This is a genomic window from Campylobacter sp. CNRCH_2016_3089, from assembly GCF_025772505.1.
In the GTDB taxonomy this organism is placed as follows: Bacteria; Campylobacterota; Campylobacteria; order Campylobacterales; family Campylobacteraceae; genus Campylobacter_D; species Campylobacter_D lari_D.
Genome location: NZ_JAKMSF010000018.1, coordinates 1 through 18,448, shown reverse-complemented (window position 1 = coordinate 18,448; position 18,448 = coordinate 1). Strand labels below are relative to the sequence as shown.

The 18,448-nt window shown below is 30.3% G+C and carries 18 protein-coding genes; 5 read left to right on the top strand and 13 right to left on the bottom strand.

All coding sequences use genetic code 11. The features are described from left to right. A partial coding sequence (locus L8W69_RS08750) for a PDC sensor domain-containing protein (protein WP_263666945.1) occupies nt 1-942 on the bottom strand: 942 nt, incomplete at its 3' end. 77 nt (nt 943-1,019) lie between these two features. Beyond that, the gene (locus L8W69_RS08745; RefSeq protein WP_263666944.1) at nt 1,020-1,490 is read right to left on the bottom strand and encodes a low molecular weight protein-tyrosine-phosphatase; all 471 of its coding nucleotides are present in this window, start codon (nt 1,488-1,490) and stop codon (nt 1,020-1,022) included. 205 nt (nt 1,491-1,695) lie between these two features. Here L8W69_RS08745 and thiD point away from each other — a divergent pair, with 205 nt between their 5' ends. From thiD to L8W69_RS08725, 4 genes are read left to right on the top strand one after another with little or no spacing between them, the layout of a single operon-like run. Then, entirely contained in the window at nt 1,696-2,508 is an 813-nt protein-coding gene (thiD, locus tag L8W69_RS08740; RefSeq protein ID WP_133319829.1) for a bifunctional hydroxymethylpyrimidine kinase/phosphomethylpyrimidine kinase, read from the top strand. Between the two features lie 2 nt (nt 2,509-2,510). Continuing rightward, on the top strand, nt 2,511-3,293 hold the full coding sequence (thiM, locus tag L8W69_RS08735; protein WP_133319830.1) for a hydroxyethylthiazole kinase: 783 nt from the start codon (nt 2,511-2,513) through the stop codon (nt 3,291-3,293). After that, nucleotides 3,280-3,906: a thiamine phosphate synthase gene (gene thiE / locus L8W69_RS08730; RefSeq protein WP_263665986.1), complete on the top strand. Its 627-nt coding sequence runs from the start codon at nt 3,280-3,282 to the stop codon at nt 3,904-3,906. Before thiM ends, thiE begins: the two co-directional genes overlap by 14 nt. Then, nucleotides 3,903-4,544: a uroporphyrinogen-III synthase gene (locus tag L8W69_RS08725; protein WP_318529432.1), complete on the top strand. Its 642-nt coding sequence runs from the start codon at nt 3,903-3,905 to the stop codon at nt 4,542-4,544. The genes thiE and L8W69_RS08725 overlap by 4 nt, the downstream gene beginning before the upstream one ends. On the opposite strand, the gene L8W69_RS08720 is transcribed toward L8W69_RS08725, so the two are convergent. Then, a complete protein-coding gene (locus L8W69_RS08720) occupies nt 4,525-5,853 on the bottom strand; it encodes an MATE family efflux transporter (RefSeq protein ID WP_263665989.1) in 1,329 nt (442 codons plus the stop codon). The genes L8W69_RS08725 and L8W69_RS08720 overlap by 20 nt on opposite strands. Nucleotides 5,854-6,122: 269 nt before the next feature. On the opposite strand from L8W69_RS08720, the gene L8W69_RS08715 reads away from it, so the two are divergent. Beyond that, nucleotides 6,123-6,743, top strand: a complete 621-nt coding sequence (locus tag L8W69_RS08715; protein WP_263666943.1) for a hypothetical protein — start codon at nt 6,123-6,125, stop codon at nt 6,741-6,743. Between the two features lie 30 nt (nt 6,744-6,773). On the opposite strand, the gene lepA is transcribed toward L8W69_RS08715, so the two are convergent. Genes lepA through L8W69_RS08665 form a run of 10 tightly spaced genes read right to left on the bottom strand, consistent with a single transcriptional unit; the run spans nt 6,774 to nt 18,338 of the window. Continuing rightward, a complete protein-coding gene (gene lepA / locus L8W69_RS08710; RefSeq protein ID WP_039628652.1) occupies nt 6,774-8,564 on the bottom strand; it encodes a translation elongation factor 4 in 1,791 nt (596 codons plus the stop codon). A 9-nt stretch (nt 8,565-8,573) separates the two neighbouring features. Next, nucleotides 8,574-8,999 carry a hypothetical protein gene (locus L8W69_RS08705; RefSeq protein WP_263659953.1) on the bottom strand — a complete coding sequence of 142 codons (426 nt, stop codon included), beginning with the start codon at nt 8,997-8,999 and terminating at the stop codon, nt 8,574-8,576. A gap of 11 nt (nt 9,000-9,010) precedes the next feature. Beyond that, complete coding sequence (gene ccsB, locus L8W69_RS08700; protein ID WP_263666942.1) at nt 9,011-12,241, bottom strand: c-type cytochrome biogenesis protein CcsB; 3,231 nt, start codon at nt 12,239-12,241, stop codon at nt 9,011-9,013. Nucleotides 12,242-12,244: 3 nt separating this feature from the next. Next, nucleotides 12,245-12,940 carry an ABC transporter ATP-binding protein gene (locus L8W69_RS08695; protein ID WP_133319837.1) on the bottom strand — a complete coding sequence of 232 codons (696 nt, stop codon included), beginning with the start codon at nt 12,938-12,940 and terminating at the stop codon, nt 12,245-12,247. Continuing rightward, nucleotides 12,927-13,697 carry an ABC transporter ATP-binding protein gene (locus L8W69_RS08690; RefSeq protein WP_133319838.1) on the bottom strand — a complete coding sequence of 257 codons (771 nt, stop codon included), beginning with the start codon at nt 13,695-13,697 and terminating at the stop codon, nt 12,927-12,929. Before L8W69_RS08690 ends, L8W69_RS08695 begins: the two co-directional genes overlap by 14 nt. After that, a complete protein-coding gene (locus tag L8W69_RS08685; RefSeq protein ID WP_263666941.1) occupies nt 13,694-14,725 on the bottom strand; it encodes a branched-chain amino acid ABC transporter permease in 1,032 nt (343 codons plus the stop codon). Before L8W69_RS08685 ends, L8W69_RS08690 begins: the two co-directional genes overlap by 4 nt. 1 nt (nt 14,726) lies before the next feature. Next, nucleotides 14,727-15,623, bottom strand: coding sequence for a branched-chain amino acid ABC transporter permease (locus L8W69_RS08680; RefSeq protein WP_220566316.1), 897 nt, complete (start codon nt 15,621-15,623; stop codon nt 14,727-14,729). 21 nt (nt 15,624-15,644) lie between these two features. Continuing rightward, nucleotides 15,645-16,760, bottom strand: a complete 1,116-nt coding sequence (locus L8W69_RS08675; RefSeq protein ID WP_263666940.1) for an ABC transporter substrate-binding protein — start codon at nt 16,758-16,760, stop codon at nt 15,645-15,647. A gap of 11 nt (nt 16,761-16,771) precedes the next feature. After that, nucleotides 16,772-17,884, bottom strand: a complete 1,113-nt coding sequence (locus L8W69_RS08670) for an ABC transporter substrate-binding protein (protein ID WP_133319841.1) — start codon at nt 17,882-17,884, stop codon at nt 16,772-16,774. A 13-nt stretch (nt 17,885-17,897) separates the two neighbouring features. Beyond that, nucleotides 17,898-18,338 (bottom strand): c-type cytochrome, encoded by a 441-nt coding sequence (locus tag L8W69_RS08665; protein ID WP_412175477.1) that lies wholly within the window; start codon nt 18,336-18,338, stop codon nt 17,898-17,900. Nucleotides 18,339-18,448 lie beyond the last annotated feature (110 nt).

Genomic DNA, 18,448 nt, shown 5'->3' with positions numbered 1-18,448 from the left:
TAGATAATAAGAGATGATGAAATAGAGTAAAATGATACTAGCTATACTTGTAAAAATAACAATAGTAGTTTGAATATAAGCTATTTTTAAAGCAGGAGCTTCAATAACTTCTATATTTTCGCCCGCACAAGTTGTATAACCATCAACATTAACACAAATACCAAATCTATTGTTACCATTTTGTGTGGTATAGCTGAAAATATTATAATCACCAGCTTTTTCATAAGCTTTAGCAACTGTTATAATATCTGGATTTTGCTTATCGCTAACTAATGATTTGTCAGTTGAGGCAAATACAGTATAAGCTTGGTCAAATACAAAGGTTCTTCCTGGTAGTTCGCTAAATTCGTTTTGTAGATCTTTTACCAAAACATCAATAGCTAGTATACCTATAAATTTACCATCTTTGATTAATGGCATAGAGTAGGTAAAACATGGTAAACCAGTTGTTGCATCAATATAAGATGCGGTAATGTATAAGCCATTTTTCTTTCTAGCTTCTATATAAAATTCTCTTGTAGTAGCATCGTAATTATCTGCTTTTCCGTAAATTCCATAATCTAAGCCTTTGCTATCGCTATCTGGATCACTTACTATTAACTCACCGCTTGGCTGAGCTATATAAACAGCTAAATAACTATTCATATCTCTAACTGTTTTTAGTAAATTACCTGTATTATCCATAAGTTTTTCTTGAGTGTTAAGTTCGCTATATGGAAGCTTTAAGATGGCTTGAGAAAGTTTTTCCAAAGAATGCACATTGAGCTTTTTGAAATCTCTCATTGATTTTTCTGCAGTTCTTACATAATTAGTTTCAGCTTTTACTACCTCATAATTTAAGGCTTTTTTTGTAAAAATAAAACTAACAACGCCAAGTATTATAAGACATACTATAGCTATAATGTTTGCTATTAATGAAATTTTTAATTTGATACTTTTCATTAATTAAACTCCTTTGATGTTATGGTGAATTTTAAATGAGTTTATTATATCATTAAAAATTAAAAAAGAAACAAATATTATTTAAACGATAAATTTTTATAAAGAGTATTTAAGAGCCCAAAACATGCTTTTGAAAGTATAGTGTAAGTCTCATCAAAGTTCCCACTATACCAAGGATCAGGCACTTCGTCATATCCTAATTCTAAGGCAAAAGAAGTGATTTTATGAATTTTATGTTTTGCATTTGGAAAATTTTTAACTATATCATTATAATTAGAATTATCCATTACGATAATTAAATCATTATCCTCACACATTTTTAAATTTAGTTTTTTACTACAAAATGGCTTAGAATTTATATTTTTGTTATCTAATAAAGCTTTAGTTTTATAATGCATATCCTCTCCATCGTGGTAACCTGAAGTACCTGCACTAGAAATAATAAATTCATTATTTAAATTTACTTTTGATATAAGATCCTTCATAATAAATTCGGCCATGGGAGAACGACAAATATTGCCTAAACAAACAAAAATAATTTTAGTCATATTTTTCCTTTTATTTTTGTGTAGTTTTTTCAAAATTATAGCAGTATTTCAAAATATTTTTAAAGATTAATTAAAACTAAGATATAATTTTTCATTAATGGGGAGCTTTTGCTGAGAGGAAGTATAACTTCGACCCTTGAGAAGTTTGGTAATGCAAACTTTGAATTCTTGCAAAAACTTTCCTTTTTTATAAAAAAGGATAAAAATGATACAAGCAAAAACAAAAACTAAAATTCCTATCTTAACTATAGCAGGAAGTGATTGTAGTGGTGGAGCTGGCATACAAGCTGATTTAAAAACTTTTAGTGCTCATAATTTATTTGGTATGAGTGTAGTTTTAAGCGTTGTGGCTGAAAATACTGCAAGGGTGATTTCTTGTTTTGATATACCCACTAAGATAATAGATGAGCAAATGCTAGCAGTTTATGAAGACATAGAGCCAGCTGCTGTGAAAATTGGAATGTTAGGTTCAAAGGAAATCATAATTTGTGTAAAAGAAAATTTATTGCGTTTTAAAGCTAAAAATGTAGTGATTGATCCTGTGATGTTTGCAAAAAATGGCTATGCTTTAATGCCTTTAGAAAATTGTCAGTTTTTTAAAGATGAAATTTTATCTTTAGCTGATGTACTTACTCCAAATATTCCCGAGGCTGAGTTTTTGTGTGATTTTAAAATACTTAATGAGGAGGATATGAAAAAAGCCGCTATAAAACTTCACAAAGAAGGTGCAAAAAGTGTTTTGATTAAAGGTGGACATAGTAAATATAACACCAATGATGTTTTTTATGATGGAAAGGAATTTAGTATTTTTAAAGCAGAAAAAATTAATACAAAAAATACACACGGCACAGGTTGTACATTAAGTTCAGCTATAGCTAGTAATCTTGCCTTAGGTAAAGAAAAACATGAAGCTATAAAACTTGCTAAAGATTATGTGTATGGAGCTATATTAAATTCTTTAGCACTTGGAAAAGGTTGTGGTCCGACTAATCATTTTTTTCAATATGACAAGGAGTAAAAATGATTATTAAAGCAGTAAGAGAAAAAAATCCTTTGATTCATCATATTACTAATTATGTTACAGCTAATGATTGTGCAAATGTAACTATAGCAATGGGAGCAAGTGCTGCTATGGCTGATTTTTATGAAGAGCAAGCTGATTTTGCTAGAATAAGTTCAGCCTTAGTATTAAACACAGGTACGATTAATCAACTTATAGCAAATTCTATGTTAAAAGCAACTAAAGAATATACTTTATTAAATAAACCTATAATTTTTGATCCTGTTGCTTTGGGTGTGAGTAAGGCAAGAGATGGGATTAATTTTGAATTACTTAATCTAAAAGGTATTAGTATTGTTAAGGCAAATGCATCTGAAATGGCTAGTGTTATAGGTTTAGATGGTAAAGCAAGAGGGGTTGATAGTACTTTTGTAATCGATAATGAGTTTTTAGAAAAAGCTAAAGAATACTCTTATAAAACCAAGCGTGTTTTGGCTATAACTGGAAAAATTGATTATATTATAAATCAAGAGCATATTGCTAAAATTTATAATGGCTCAATCATGGCTACTAAGATAACTGGAGCAGGTTGTATGTGTGCTTCTTTGTGTGGAGTTTTTGCAGGAGCGTTAGAAGATAAATTTCAGGCTAGTTTATATGCTTTGCTTAGTTTTGGCATAGCTAGCGAAATCGCTCAAGAGCTTTCTAGTGGAAGTGGTAGTTTTAGAGTGAATTTAATCGATGCTTTAAGTAATTTAGATGATGAAGAAATTAAAAAAAGAGCCAAATATGAAATCATTTAAAATTTATCTTGTCGCAAGCAAGGGTGAAAAAAGCGAAAGCGAGTTTTTAAATATTTTAGAAGCTTCTTTGAAAGCTAAGATTGATATTTTACAACTTAGAGAGAAAAATCTTAGTACTTTAGAATTTTATAATCTTGCTTTAAAAGTTAAAGCTTTGTGTGAAAAATACAACACACCTTTTGTGATAAATGATAGAATCGATATAGCCATGGCTGTGAATGCAAATGGAGTGCATATAGGACAAAAGGATATGCCTTTAAAAAAAGCAAGGGAACTTTTAGGCGAAGAAAAAATCATAGGGCTTACGATCAATCATAAAAATGATCTTATTAATACTCAAGGTGCTACTTATCTTGGAGTGGGGGCTGTTTTTGCTACGCCTAGCAAGCAAGATTGTGTTGTGCTTGGCATAGATGGATTAAAAGAAATTGCTAGTTTAGCTTCTTTACCTATTGTGGCTATAGGTGGGATAGATGAAGTTAATTTAAATTTGCTTAAAGATTGTAATATACAAGGTATAGCTGTGGTTAGAGCGATAATGCAAGCAAATGATCCTTATATAGCAACTTTAAATTTAAGATCAAATTTTGATAAAACTTTTATAGGAAAATAATGATTTATTTTATAGGGGATAAAGAATTTGATGGTGTTAAGACTATAAGATTAAATGAAATTAAATTTCTTGATTTTGAAGTTAATTTAAAGGAATTTGATTGTTTAATCATTAGCTCCAAGAATGCATTAAAAGCATTAATGTCAAGTAAAAACAAAATTGATTTTGATATTAAACTTTATGCTGTGGGAGAAAAAAGTGCTGATTTTGCAAAAGAGCTTGGCTTTAAAAATGTCAAATATCCTAGCAAGGCTTATGGTAAAAATTTAGCTAGTGAGTTTTTATTTGAGTTTAAAAATAAAAAATGTCTTTATTTAAGAGCGAAGAAAATTAGTTCAGGTCTTGATGAGTATTTGCTGAAAGAAAATATCCTTTTAAAACAATTAATCGTTTATGAAAATATAGCCATAGAGCCTAAAAAAGATGAGTTAAAAATACATCATCCAAGTGTTTTTATCTTTAGCGCTCCTTCAAGCATGGAGCAATTTTTGAAATTTTTTGCATTAGAAAAAGAAGATAAAGTTGTAGTTATAGGTCAAAGTACAGCTTTAAAACTTCGTAATTTTAAAAATTTATATATATGTAAAGAACAAGATCTAAACTCTTGTTTAAAATTAGCTAAGAGTTTAGATTTTTAAAAGTTTTATATAATAAAAATGAAGCAATAAAAATCATACAAATATCACCTACTAAAGTGGCTAGCCAAACTCCATTTACTCCTAAAAATTGCGTTAGTATAAATAAAGATAAGAATGGGAAAATAAGACTTTGGGAAATAGAAATTCCTAAAGAAAGTAAGGGTTTATCAAGCGCTGTGAAAAATGAAGCGCAGAGTTTTCCAAACCAAGAAAATAAAAAAGAAAAAGAAAAAAATATCAAAGCATTTTGTGCTATATGAATAAAATCTTGGTTGTTATCTTTGTTGAAAACACTTACTATAAGGTTATTGAAAAAATAAACAAATAAAAACACTATTGTGCTTACACCCCAAGAAGCAAAAAACATTCTTTTAAAAATAGCTTGAATTCTTGCAATATTTTTGTGTCCATAATTATAACTTAATGCAGGTTGCATAGCATCACACATGGCCAAAACTAGCATGAAAACAAAAGTACTAAGATATAAAATCACAGAAAATGCTGCAACAGCTGTACTTCCAGAAAGTTTAAGCAAAAAAGCATTAGCTAAGATGGTATAAAAAGAGCTAGAAATATTAGAAAAAAATTCAGATGAGCCATTATAAAGTATATTTTTTAGTATTTGCAGCTTGATTATTGGTTTTTTAAATTTTAAAGTTAAATCTTTAAAAACAAAAGGTAATATCCCTAAAACGCTTCCTAAAAACATCCCTATACAAGTTGCTAAAGCTGCCGAATAAAGCCCCCAATCAAAAACCACTATAAAAAGCCAGTCAAGAAAAATATTACTCAAAGCAGTAATGATATTAACTATCATGCTATAAAAAGTTTTTCCACAAATCCTAAGATAATTATCCATAGCAAAAGCTAGCATAATAAAGGGAGCAAAAGTGGCAAAAATTTGCATATATTCAGTAGATAAACTTTGAATATTCTCATTAGCTCCCATAAAAACACTTAATGTTTTTGCTAGAAAAAATCCTAAAATTCCCATTAAACAAGAAATTGCAAAAATAATAACTATACAAAAAGAAAAAATAGCTCTTGCTTTTTCAACTTTTCCTTTACCTAGATTAATTGCTATTTGCACTGATGAGCCTATGGCTATCATATCAGCTAGAGCAAAACTTATCATGATAAAAGGCATCATTAAATTCATAGCAGCAAGTGCATTTGAACCTAAATATCTTCCAACAAAAATTCCATCAATAATCACATAAAGATAAATAAAAGCCATGCTAGCCATGTTTGGCAAAGCACATTTTATAAATAGTTTGGTAGGATTTAATGTAGTGTAAAAATTATGTATTGACATAGCTTTCCTTATTAAAAATTATTTTATTTAAAATTTTATAGATAAAATAAATTTAATAAAGAGATTCTATACCTTCTATAATATCTTTAAAATATGGATCAACAATGATAATGAAAAAATCTTTGAAAAACATTTATATCACCCAAATTTTAAAAATATAATAAATATTTGGCATTATATTTAAGCTGTAATTATAAATTTCTTAATGTAAATTTTAATTTTTTTTAGACGATTTTTATAAACCCACAAAAAAAGGAGCAAGGATGCAAATAAATTCGTATTCACGCGTGGCAGTAGAGTCGCAAGTTAGCAATAGGAAGGCTAATTTGAATACAAAACTTGAAGATGCCAATACTAAAAGTGCTAATAGCACAAAAGATATAGATGAGGATAAGCTTAGTAAGCTTGCTAGTATGGGAGGAAAAGGCATAACCGAGCTTTATGCTATGAATTTTATGCAGCAAGTATTTAGCATGAGTTCATCCAATGGTCTATCTCAGGCAGGGATTTTTCAAGGAGCTCAATCTAAGGATTCTTTAATAGCTATTTTATCAAATGTAGATTTTAAAGCTATAGGATATGAAGGTAAAGATATACTTAGTTTAAATGCTGATGAAGCAAAAGAGCTTATTGGGGAAGATGGATATTTTGGTGTAGCAAAAACATCTCAAAGATTGGCTGATTTTGTTATTAATGGGGCTGGTGAAGACATGGAAAAACTTCAAAAAGGTTTAGAGGGTCTAAAAGCAGGATTTGCACAAGCGGAAAAAATGTGGGGTGGCAAACTTCCTGATATCAGCTATGAGACAATTGATAAAGCTATTGAAACAGTAACTCAAAAAATTAATGAAATGGGTGGAAATTCTTTAGATATCAATGCATAAATTTATATCCCTAGTGTATAAACTAGGGATTTAGTCTATTTTTAAAACACTTAAAAATGCTTCTTGAGGTAAATGCACCTTACCAATAGCTTTCATTCTTTTTTTACCTTCTTTTTGTTTTTCAAGAAGTTTTCTTTTTCTAGTAATATCCCCGCCATAACATTTTGCGGTTACATTTTTACCCATGGATTTTACATTTTCTCTTGCAATAATTTTATTTCCTATGCTTGCTTGGATAGCAACTTCAAAAAGCTGTCTTGGGACGATTTCTTTCATCGCTTTTACAAGCTCTCTGCCCTTGCTTAGTGCTTTTTCATTTGGCACTATGATGCTTAGTGCATCGACATTTTCACCAGCTACTTTAATATCAAGTTTTACAAGATCTCCCACTCTAAATTCAATAGGCTCATAATCAAAACTAGCATAGCCTTTGGTAAGTGATTTAAGTTTATCGTAAAAGTCCATAACGATTTCGTTTAAAGGTATATCATACTCAAGTAAAACGCGCTCAGGAGTGATGTAATCCATCTTAACTTGCATACCGCGTTTGCGATTTAAAAGAGTGATTAAATTCCCTAGGTATTCGCTTGGAGTTATGATAGTTGCTTTTACATAAGGTTCTTTTATATGATCGATTTTATTTACCGGAGGTAGTTCGCTTGGATTTTGAATTTTTAAAACTTCTCCATCGGTTTGATAAATTTCATAAGTAACAGTTGGAGCAGTAGCAATTAAATCAAGGTTAAACTCACGCTCAAGTCTTTCTTTAATAACCTCCATATGCAAAAGACCTAAAAAACCAACTCTAAAGCCAAATCCTAAAGCTAATGAAGTTTCAGGTTCATAGGTAATAGAACTATCATTAAGTTTTAATTTATCTAAAGCATCTCTTAAATCTTCAAATTTATCCGTTTCTATAGGATATAATCCTGCAAAAACAAAAGCTTTGGCTTTTTCAAAACCACCAATGGCTTCTTTTGCTTTATTTTTAGTTAGTGTTATGGTGTCACCTACTTGAACATCGGCGACATTTTTAAGTCCAAGCACGATAACACCTACTTCACCTGATTCTAATTTTTTAGTTTTTATAGGGCTTAATGGATGAGGATAGAAAAGATCTTGCACGAGATGTTTTTTATCTGTACTCATAACTAAAACTTCATCATTTTTAGCAATATTTCCCTCATAAATTCTAACTAAAGCCAAAGCTCCAAGATAATTATCAAACCAAGAATCATAAATTAAAGCTTTAGTAGGTGCTTCATCATCAGTTTTTGGCGCAGGAATTTTTGTGATGATAGTTTCTATGAGTTCTTTTATACCTACACCTGTTTTTGCGCTAACACAAATTGCATTAGAGCAATCAATTCCTATAATATGCTCTATTTCGTGTTTAACCTTTTCAATATCAGCCGAAGGAAGATCAATTTTATTAATCACTGGTATGATTTCAAGATCATTTTCTAAGGCTATATAAACATTGGCTATAGTTTGAGCCTCTACTCCTTGAGAAGCATCAACAACAAGTAAAGCCCCTTCGCAACTTGCTAAAGAGCGACTTACTTCATAGGAAAAATCAACATGGCCTGGAGTGTCTATTAAATTTAATACATATTCTTCATTGTTGAATTTATAATTTAAACGCACAGATTGAGCTTTTATAGTTATACCACGCTCTTTTTCTATATCCATAGTATCCATTACTTGGGCGCTCATTTGTCTATCGCTAATAGCTCCGCATTCGCTGATAATTCTATCAGCTAATGTGCTTTTACCATGATCAATATGAGCTATAATAGAGAAATTTCTAATATTTTTCATCAAAAAACCTTAAGATTGTCTCATTTTTCTTTTTGCTAGGCCTATTTGCTCATAAGCATCAATTTCTTTTTTCAAAGCTTTATATCTTTTTTTTAGCTCATTGTTTAAAAATGAAATGTTTTTAGGAGTAGCATTAGCATTGGCTGAAATAGCACTAATGAAATCAAGTTTTCTTTTAGTGGCGCTGTCTTTTGGATTAGATCCTAGTTTTTGTGAATTTAAAAATTGCAAAATTAAGGCTTGAATTTCTTGAGAGTTGTTTGCATTATTTGCTTTAGATATAAAATCTTCTATATTGCTTATTTTTGGAGTTTTAGCTGGATTTGATTTGCTTGGTTGTTTTTCTTTGTGCATGAAAAATAATACCAAAAGAATTCCAAGTATGATAATTATCACTAAAGCTATAACTAAAAAAATAAAAAGAGAATTATTCATGTAAAACTTTCCTATAATTTTGTTGCATAAGATCTTTTAAAATAACTTGCTAAGCTTAATGCTACCATAAATAAAAATCCCCAATACACATAATCAGGAATTTTCACAGAATCTCCTGCTGCATAAGAATGCATACCAGTTAAAAAGTAATTTACACCAAAATAAGTCATGATAATTACCCAATATGCAAACATGGAGCAAACTGCAAAAATGTATTGATTTGTCCATTTTGGTACCATTCTAATGTGCAAAATAGCTGCATAAACTAAAATACTAATTAAAGCCCAAGTTTCTTTAGAGTCCCAACTCCAATATCTTCCCCAACTTTCATTTGCCCATATAGCACCTAAGAAATTTCCAACTGTAAGTAAGCAAAGTCCTAAAATCATAGCCATTTCGTTGATTCTTGTCGCTTCTGTAATATTTCTTAAAATGTTTTCATTATGTTTGCCATTGATTTTTAGCATACATAATAAAATAAGTACAAATATACCCAACAATGCACATAATCCTAAAAATCCATAGCTAGCAGTAATAACCGAAACATGTATTGTTAGCCAATAAGATTGCAACACAGGAACTAAATTGGTAATTTGCGGATCCATTTGGCTAAGATGAGCTACACCTAAAGTAACTCCTGCTAAAATAGAGGTTAAAGAAAGTGCAATAGGGCTTTTTCTTGAAAAGAAAATTCCAGATAATGATAAAGCCCAAGCTATATAAACCATGCTCTCATATGCATTACTCCATGGAGCGCGACCTGCTATATACCAACGCAAAGCCAAACCTAGAGTATGGATGAAAAATGCCACAATATTAAACACATAAACACATTTAAATATAAAATCAATGCGAATTTTTGGCAGAAGCATTTTAACAAAAACTATAATCAAAAGTAAAAATCCAGCGCATAAATAAAGCGGAGCAAGATTTACAAAAATTTGACTTTTGTTGAAAAAGATTTCTGTATTAATTTTTTTAGCACTTGGCATAATTTCATGGCCGTATTTTTCTTGGTAATTTTTGATAATATTTAAATTTTTAGTTGCTTCATCCCAGTTGTTATGTGCAATAGAATTACTAACTGCATTGAAATAATTTTCTAAAATGCTTCTTACTTCTTTACCTTCTTCGCCTTTTAAACCTATATATGCTTCGCGTGGCGCCACCCATTGATTATTGGTGCTATTTTGTAGTGGAATAAATTTAAAAATATCTCCTGAAAAAATTAAATTTACAATATTTACTCTTTCATCAAGCTTGATTATTTCTTTATCAAAAACACTTCTACGATTTGGATTTTTTCTATTAGCATTTTCTACATATTTTTGTAGTTTATAAGCATCTGTAGTGAAAAAATCTTTAAAACTAGTATAAGCTCTAGGTTCAATACCTAAAATTTTAGAAATTTCTTCATTAACCAAGCGACTTGTTGGCATAAATATAATATCTTTATCGTACCATGCACTGCCATCAAAAATCATTGATATGATAGTTGCTTCGGCACTTTGGCCTTGAAAGGTTGTGTTTTTGTATATTTTTTCTAAAACTTCCATAGCTAAAGTATTAAAAGGAACCATTCTACCATCAGGTTTTTGCACTACCAAAGAAGCAAGTTCTTTAGCATGTGTTTCATCTACCTTGATGGGTTCATTTGCATAAGTATTTTGGCTTGCAAAAAAAACTAATATAAATGTCAATATCGCACTTGTTTTTTTCAAGGTGTCTTGATTGATTAATTTAGCTAAAGTCCTAAATCTTGAATGAGGATTTAAAATATTTAAAAACATTCCTAATGTAAGTAAAAAATATCCAATATATGTAGGAATTTTACCCGGATCTTTATTAACTGAAAGTATGGTGCCAAGCTCATCTTGATCATAAGAACTTTGGTAAAATCTATAACCTTGATAATCTAAAACATTATTCATAAAAATCTTATATTCTAATTTTTGTTCGGCATTATCAATTTCCACATAACTTGCATAAGACATAGGCGACATCGAGCCAGGATAGCGTTCTAGTTCAAAGTCTTTTAAGTACATTTCAAATGGCATTTCTATTCCTTTAGGACCCCATCTTAAAAAGAAAGGTTGACCTGCTACATCAATACGGATAGGCGAGTTGTATTCTACTAGGAAAACTTCTTTAGATTCTCCTTTATAGCTTAATTTTAATTTTAAAGCATTAATAGCATTTTCTGAAAGTTGAGTTGGCATATATTTAGTGCTTTGTGCAAAGTCTTTGAAATTATTTAATAAAGAATTATTCCAGTATTTTGCCTCACCAAATAAAGAAATCAAAGCATTGCGTCCTAGCTCTATCCAACTATTTTTAAACCAAGTAAAAAAGCTTTCATCTTGAGCTTGATTAACGCCTTCTAAGGTTTTTTTACCATGTAAAGAAGCAAATTTTACCACTAAATTAATATCATTAAAAGAATATAATCTTAAATCTTTAGCTTGTGCTTTTTGATTTGCTTTTAAAATGTTTTCTTTACCATCACTCATTGACATGTATTTTAAATCAAAATCAGCACTAAGCTTTAGATCTTTATCAATTTTTATATAAGGACTTGGAGCAGAGTCGTTTAAAAATGCTATATTGACACCATTGATATTTTTTATATCCCCTGCTTGAAAAAGCAATTCTTTAGATTCGTTATTTTGTGAAAGCATTAAAGATAAAAGAGGAGCAGAGTTGTTATCATCGATATAAATTTCTTTTGCATCTAAAATCAAATTTTCATATGAAATTTGAGCCTTTTCATCGGGTAGTATTAAATCAAATGAAAAATCATTTACAAAAGGTAAAGTGGCAATATATTCAGATTTTGCAGCACTATATACTTTATCATCTTTTAAGGTTGCTATGTAGATATAACTTTTTGAGGTTTCAATGATATTATTTTTTTCGTTTTCCCTAATGTGTAAATTTCCTTCAAATCCCATATATCTAGTCATAGCTGAACCTAGCAATATAAATAAAAATGAGATATGAAAGATTAAAAGCGGTATTTTTCTCTTGTTAAACATTTTATATTTAAAAAGAGCTGTTAAAAGATTGATTCCTAGTATGAGCTGTATAAAGCCAAACCAAGATGTTCCATATATCATGGCCCATGCTGTTGGAGTATTGTAAGCACTTTCTATAAAAGTAGCTAGAGCGCAAAATAGGGCAAAAATTAAAAATAAAAAAATAGAAATTTTTATATCCCCAAAAGCTAAAAGTTGTCTTCTCATGATTTAAGCTCCAAGGTATTTTTTTCTAATCTCATCATTACCGATAAGATCTTTTGCAGGTGCATGCATAGCGATTTTACCATTTTCTAGAACATAAGCATAATCGCTGATTTTTAAAGCTGAAAATGCATTTTGTTCCACTAATAAAATAGTAATACCTTCTTCTTTTAATTTGACTATAATATCAAAAACCTCTCCAACTATTTTTGGAGCAAGTCCTAGCGAAGGTTCATCTAGCATTAAAAGTTTTGGCTCACTCATAAGAGCTCTTGAAATAGCTAGCATTTGAGCTTCTCCACCGCTTAGAGTCCCCGCTAATGCGTTTTTTTTATCTTTTAATCTTGGGAAAAGTCTATACATTTGATTTTTCAAATGTTCATAGTTTTCTGCATTATTAAAAGCACCAATTTTTAAATTTTCTTCTATAGTGAGATTTATAAAAACTCTTCTTCCTTCAGGTACCAATGCTATACCTTTTTGTACTAAAGTATGAGGTAAATGTCTTTGAGTGTCATAACCTAAAAAACTTACTTCACCAGTTTTTTTAACACAATTTAGCATTGCATTAAGTGTTGATGTTTTTCCTGCACCATTTGAGCCTATCAAGCTAACTATACTTCCTGTTTTTATGGTGAAATCTATACCTTTAACAGCTTCTATTAAGCCATAATAAACATGTAAATCTTTAACTACTAGCATTAAAATCTCCCAAATATGCACTAATTACTTCAGGATTTTGAACAGCATCACTTGGTTTTCCTTCAAAAATAGTCTTACCATAATCAAGCACCATAACCCTATCGCAAAGCTTATTTACAAATTTCATATCATGCTCAATAAGCAAAACGCTGATTTTTTTATTATTTCTTATATCAAAAATCAATTCGGCTAAATCATCGCTTTCTGTTGAATTCATACCTGCTGCTGGTTCATCTAACAATAAAAGTTTAGGATTTGTTGCTAAAGCTCTTGCTATTTCAACTTTTCTTTGTTGTCCATAACTTAAACTAGTGGCCCTTTCATCAGCCAAATGAGCAATATTGAGTTGTTCTAAAATTTCATAAGCTGCTTTTTTTGCATTTTTTTCTGCTTTGGAGAATCTTCCCAAATGTAAAAAAGCTTCAAAAATATTATATTTAATACTCTTATCAAAACCAATTAATACATTTTCTAAAACACTCATGCTAGAAAAAAGTCTAATATTTTGAAAAGTTCTTGCTATGCCTAGATGAACTATTTTGTGCGGCTTTAAATGGTCAATCTTTTTTCCTAGAAAAAATACTTCTCCACTGCTTGGTTTATAATTTCCTGTAATAATATTAAATAGTGTCGTTTTTCCTGCACCATTTGGACCTATAAGTCCAAAAATTTCGCTTTCTTTTATAGTAAAAGAAGTATTTGCTATAGCACTAACTCCACCAAAATTTTTATGGATTTTTTTAAGCTCTAAAATCATTTTTTATTCCTTTTAGAAAACTTAAATAAAATATCTGTTAATTCTTTATCACCCATTATTCCTCTTCTTGCAAAAAGCATTACTAAAATCAATATAACAGAAAACACAACCATTCTAAGACCAGGCATGGCAGGAGTTTCATAACCAAAAATATTCATACTCTCATCTAAAAATCTTAAATACTCACTTCCGCCTATTACTAAAATAGCTCCTATGATGGCACCAGTAGTTGAACCTAAGCCGCCTAAAACAATGATGATTAAAAGCTGAAAAGTAAATAAAAAGTCAAATTGTTCAGGTGAAACTGAAGCTAGTGCGCAAGCTAATAAGCCTCCTCCAACACCCTCTAAAAATGCTGAAGTGCTAAAGGCTAAGGTTTTAATATTAAAAGTGTTAATACCCATTGCTAATGCTGCATCTTCATCATCTCTTATAGCTTTCATGGCTCTACCAAATTTTGAACTAACAATATTTAAGATGATAATAACAGAAAATATAGCAATCCCACCACTCCAGTATAAGGTAGTATGTTTAGGAATATCGTTTAAGCCCAAAGAGCCATTTGTAACAGAAGCAAAGTTAATTGCCATAAGCTTGATAATAATTCCAAAGCCTAGTGTTACAATAGCTAAATAATCTCCTCTAACTCTAAATACTGCAAAGGCTAAAACTAAAGATAAAAGCATAGCACAAACCCCAGCGGCAAGTAAAGCTACAATAAAGCTTGGCGAATGAATCATCAAAATAAAACTACTTGGATCCTCTAAAGAAAACTGATCGATTTTGCTTTCACTTGTAAGTAAAACTAAGGCCGCAACATAAGCTCCTATAGCTACAAAACCATTTGGCTCTAATGAAAATTGTCCTGTAACTCCATTGATAAGATTATAACTTACCGCTAAGATTACAAAAATAGCAATATTGCTTAAAATTCCTATTTTATAATCGTTAAAAAAATAAGGAGATATAAAAAGAAAAGCAAGCGCTATAATAAAGAAACTTAAATGTGTAATTTTTCTTGCAATCATTTTAAAACCTACTTTTTTCAAAATTAATACCCAAAATTCCAGTTGGTTTAAAAAGTAAAATTAATACCAAAAAGATAAATGCAAATGCATCTTTAAAACCAGAAAGATCAGGGAAAATAGCAACAACAACAACCTCTGTAAAACCTATAATCAAACCACCTAAAACTGCTCCGGCAACAGAACCAATACCACCTAAAACAGCAGCGCCAAAGGCCTTAAGTCCTATAAGAGTTCCCATACTAGGTTCAACAGAAGGATAACTAACAGCCCAAAAAATACCACCAATAGCAGCTAAAGCTGAACCTAGTGCAAATACAATAGCGATAATACGATTTGCATCAATTCCCATTAAATTTACAGTATGAATATCAAAAGCTAAAGCCCTAATAGCAATGCCATATTTGCTTTTATAAAGTATGAATAAAACCACTAATAATATAAAAAATGTCAAAATAGGCACTAAAATACTATTAACACTAATGCTGATATTATTAAAATTAATCACTGTTTCAAGATAACTTGGCACAGGAAAATACTTTGGTGTTGAGCCAAATAAAACATTAAATACATTTTGTATTAAAAAACTTATACCTATGGCTGTGATGAGTAAAGAAATTCTAGGTGCTTTTCTTAGAGGTTTATAAGCTACCCTATCAATAGCTATACCTAAGGCCGCTGCAAATAACATAGCTAAAGAAAGAGCGCCTAAGAAAGGTACATTCATACTTGTAACACAAAATAAAGCTGAATATGCACCCACCATCATAATATCACCATGTGCGAAATTAATCAGTCTTAAAACACCATAAACCATTGTATAGCCTATGGCGATAAGTGCATACATACTACCTAAACTAAATCCATTTATAATTTGCTGTAAAATTAAAGAACTATCCATTGAACCTCTTAAAATTTTTATTTATGGTAGAATCGAGTCTTTATAAACTTGTTTTTGATTCTCTATTGATTTTATAACAATTGAGCGCGTGGCATTACCTGTTTTGTCTATACTAATCACTCCACTAACACCTTCAAATTTAGAAGTAGCATGAATGTTGTTGTTGATACATTCACTATTGAAATCATTAACGCATTTTTGCATAGCTTCAAAGATTACAAAATATGCATCTGCACCCATAGCTGTAAAATTTGGAACTTCTTTGCTTTGTTTTTCTTTTTCATAGGCTAATATAAAGTCTTTTGAAAGCTGTGTTGGAGGGTTATTATAATCAAAACTATCTGTAAATAAATATCCTTCTGCTGCATCTTGAGCTAGATTAATAAAAGTTTCATCGGCAACTCCATCTGCCGAACCCATAGGAATATTAACACCCATTGCTTTTGCTTGGCGTGCGAATAAAGAAGCCTCAGTGTAATATACTGGAAGATAAATAAAATCAGGTTTTAAATTTTTAACTTGAGAAAGTATAGCTTTAAAGTCTTTATCGCCTGCTGTAATTCTAAATTTATCTAAAATTTTTCCACCTTGTTTGCTAAATTCTTTTTCAAAGGCCCTAGTTAAACCCAAAGAATAATCTGCGCTTTGATCGCTGATAATCACAGCTTTAGTGTAATTTAACTTATTTTTTACATAATTAGCCAAAGATGAGCCTTGAAAACTATCCATAAAACAAACTCTACTGGCATATAATTTTTTATTTAAAATTTTATCAGCAGTAGCTGCAGGAGCAACCACTGGTATCTTTTTTTCCTCGCCAATTCTTATCACTTGTAAAGTATTAGCTGTTAGCATTTCTCCAATAAGTGCATAAGCTTTATTTTGCGAAATTAATCTTGTGCTAGCATTTGCGCTTTCTATTTTATCACCTTTTGTATCTACTACAACAAGATTTACCTTATCACCATTACTTAAAGTATTTTTCATAGAATTTGCAATTTTCACTCCATCTAAAGCACTTTGACCATAAGCTGCAGTAGATCCTGTTAGAGGTAAAACTACGCCAATGTTAATTTCTTTTGCCTGTATGATATTACAAGCTATGATAGACAATATAGCTATACTAATTTTTTTCATAGTTTAACCTTTCAAGGATTAATAATAGTTTTATAAACTTGTTTTTGTTCTTGTATTTCTTTTATAACTACAGAACGACTTGCATTGCCACTAGCATCTATGCTTATAACTCCACCTACGCCTTCAAAATTATTAGTAGAATGAATTTTTTCATTAATGCATTGTGCGTTAAGATTATTAGCACATTCATTCATTGCATTTACCATCACATAATAAGCATCAGCTCCCATAGCAGAAAATGCTGGAAGCTCTTTGGTGCCATGATCTTTTTCATAAGCATTGATGAAATTTTTAGACAAAGTTGTTGGCGGATTGTTATAGTCAAAACTATCGGTAAAGATTACTCCATTTACAGCATCACCCCCAAGTTCAATAAATGTTTTATTATTTACCCCATCACCTGCACTTAAAAGTTTATTAAAACCAACTGCTTTTGCTTGTCTTGCTATTAAAGCTGCTTCTGGATGGTAAATTGGCATATAAACAAAGTCAGGATTGATACTTTTAAGTTGTGAAACAATAGCTTTAAAGTCTTTATCACCCGATGAGATAGTTAATTTTTTAAGTATTTTCCCGCCATTTTGTTTAAATTCTTTTTCAAAGGCTCTTGCTAAGCCTAGTGAATATACATTGCTTTGATCAACTATTACAACTACAGTTTTTAAATTTAAATCTTTATATGCATAGTTTGCAAATTTATCCCCTTGGAAGCTATCCATAAAACAAACTCTACTAGCGTAGCTTTTTTTATCCAAAAGTTTATCGCCTGAAGCAACAGGAGCTATTACTGGAATTTTTCTTTCTTCAGCTATAGATAAAACTTGCATAGTATTTGGTGTAACAGCTTCACCTATAAGTCCTAAAACTTTATCTTGAGAGATAAGTCTAGTGGTGGCATTTGCTGCTTCTATTTTATCACCTTTTGTATCTATGGCTATAATTTTAACATTATCTCCGTTTTTTAAATTTGGATTTAAGGTATTAGCTAGTTTGATACCTTCATACACATCATTACCATAAGCCGCTAAAGCGCCAGTAAGTGGTAAAATAACTCCTATTTTTACTTCCGCAGCATAAATTGAACTAGCACAAAGCAAGCTAGCTAGCAGTAGATTTTTTTTCATGAAAACTCCTTTTTTATTTTAAAAATGTATTATGTTTTGTTTTTGGTGCTGGTTCTTCTTCTAAAAGATCTTTTTGATTAAGCTCGATAGAAAAATTTTGCCCCTTTAAGTAAGCTATAATGTGATCCATATCACTTTCACTTAATTTTTTGGCGTATATGCTCATTTGAATGCTATCGCTTGATTGATCTTTAAAATATCCATTAGCATAGTCTTTTAAGGCACCTTTGATTTCTTCTGGACTTAAGTCTTTAATAGCTTTTTTGCCATAAGAATTTTTTTCTCCATTTTCTCCGTGACAGGTGTTACATTTGTTTTTAAAATATATTTCTTTAGCTTTTTTTAAATCATAGCTAATATTATCATTAAAAGTATAAGTAAATAAAGACTTTACATTAAAAGCCATTAAAGAATTTATAAAAAAAATACTAATTATAAATGAGCGTAACATAATATGCCTTTTTTAAATATAAATAAAGCTCGATTATATCTAAAAAAAATAAACAATTTTATCTCAATCTCGCTTTTTTAAAAAATTCCAAAACTTTAAGTCATTTTGCTAAA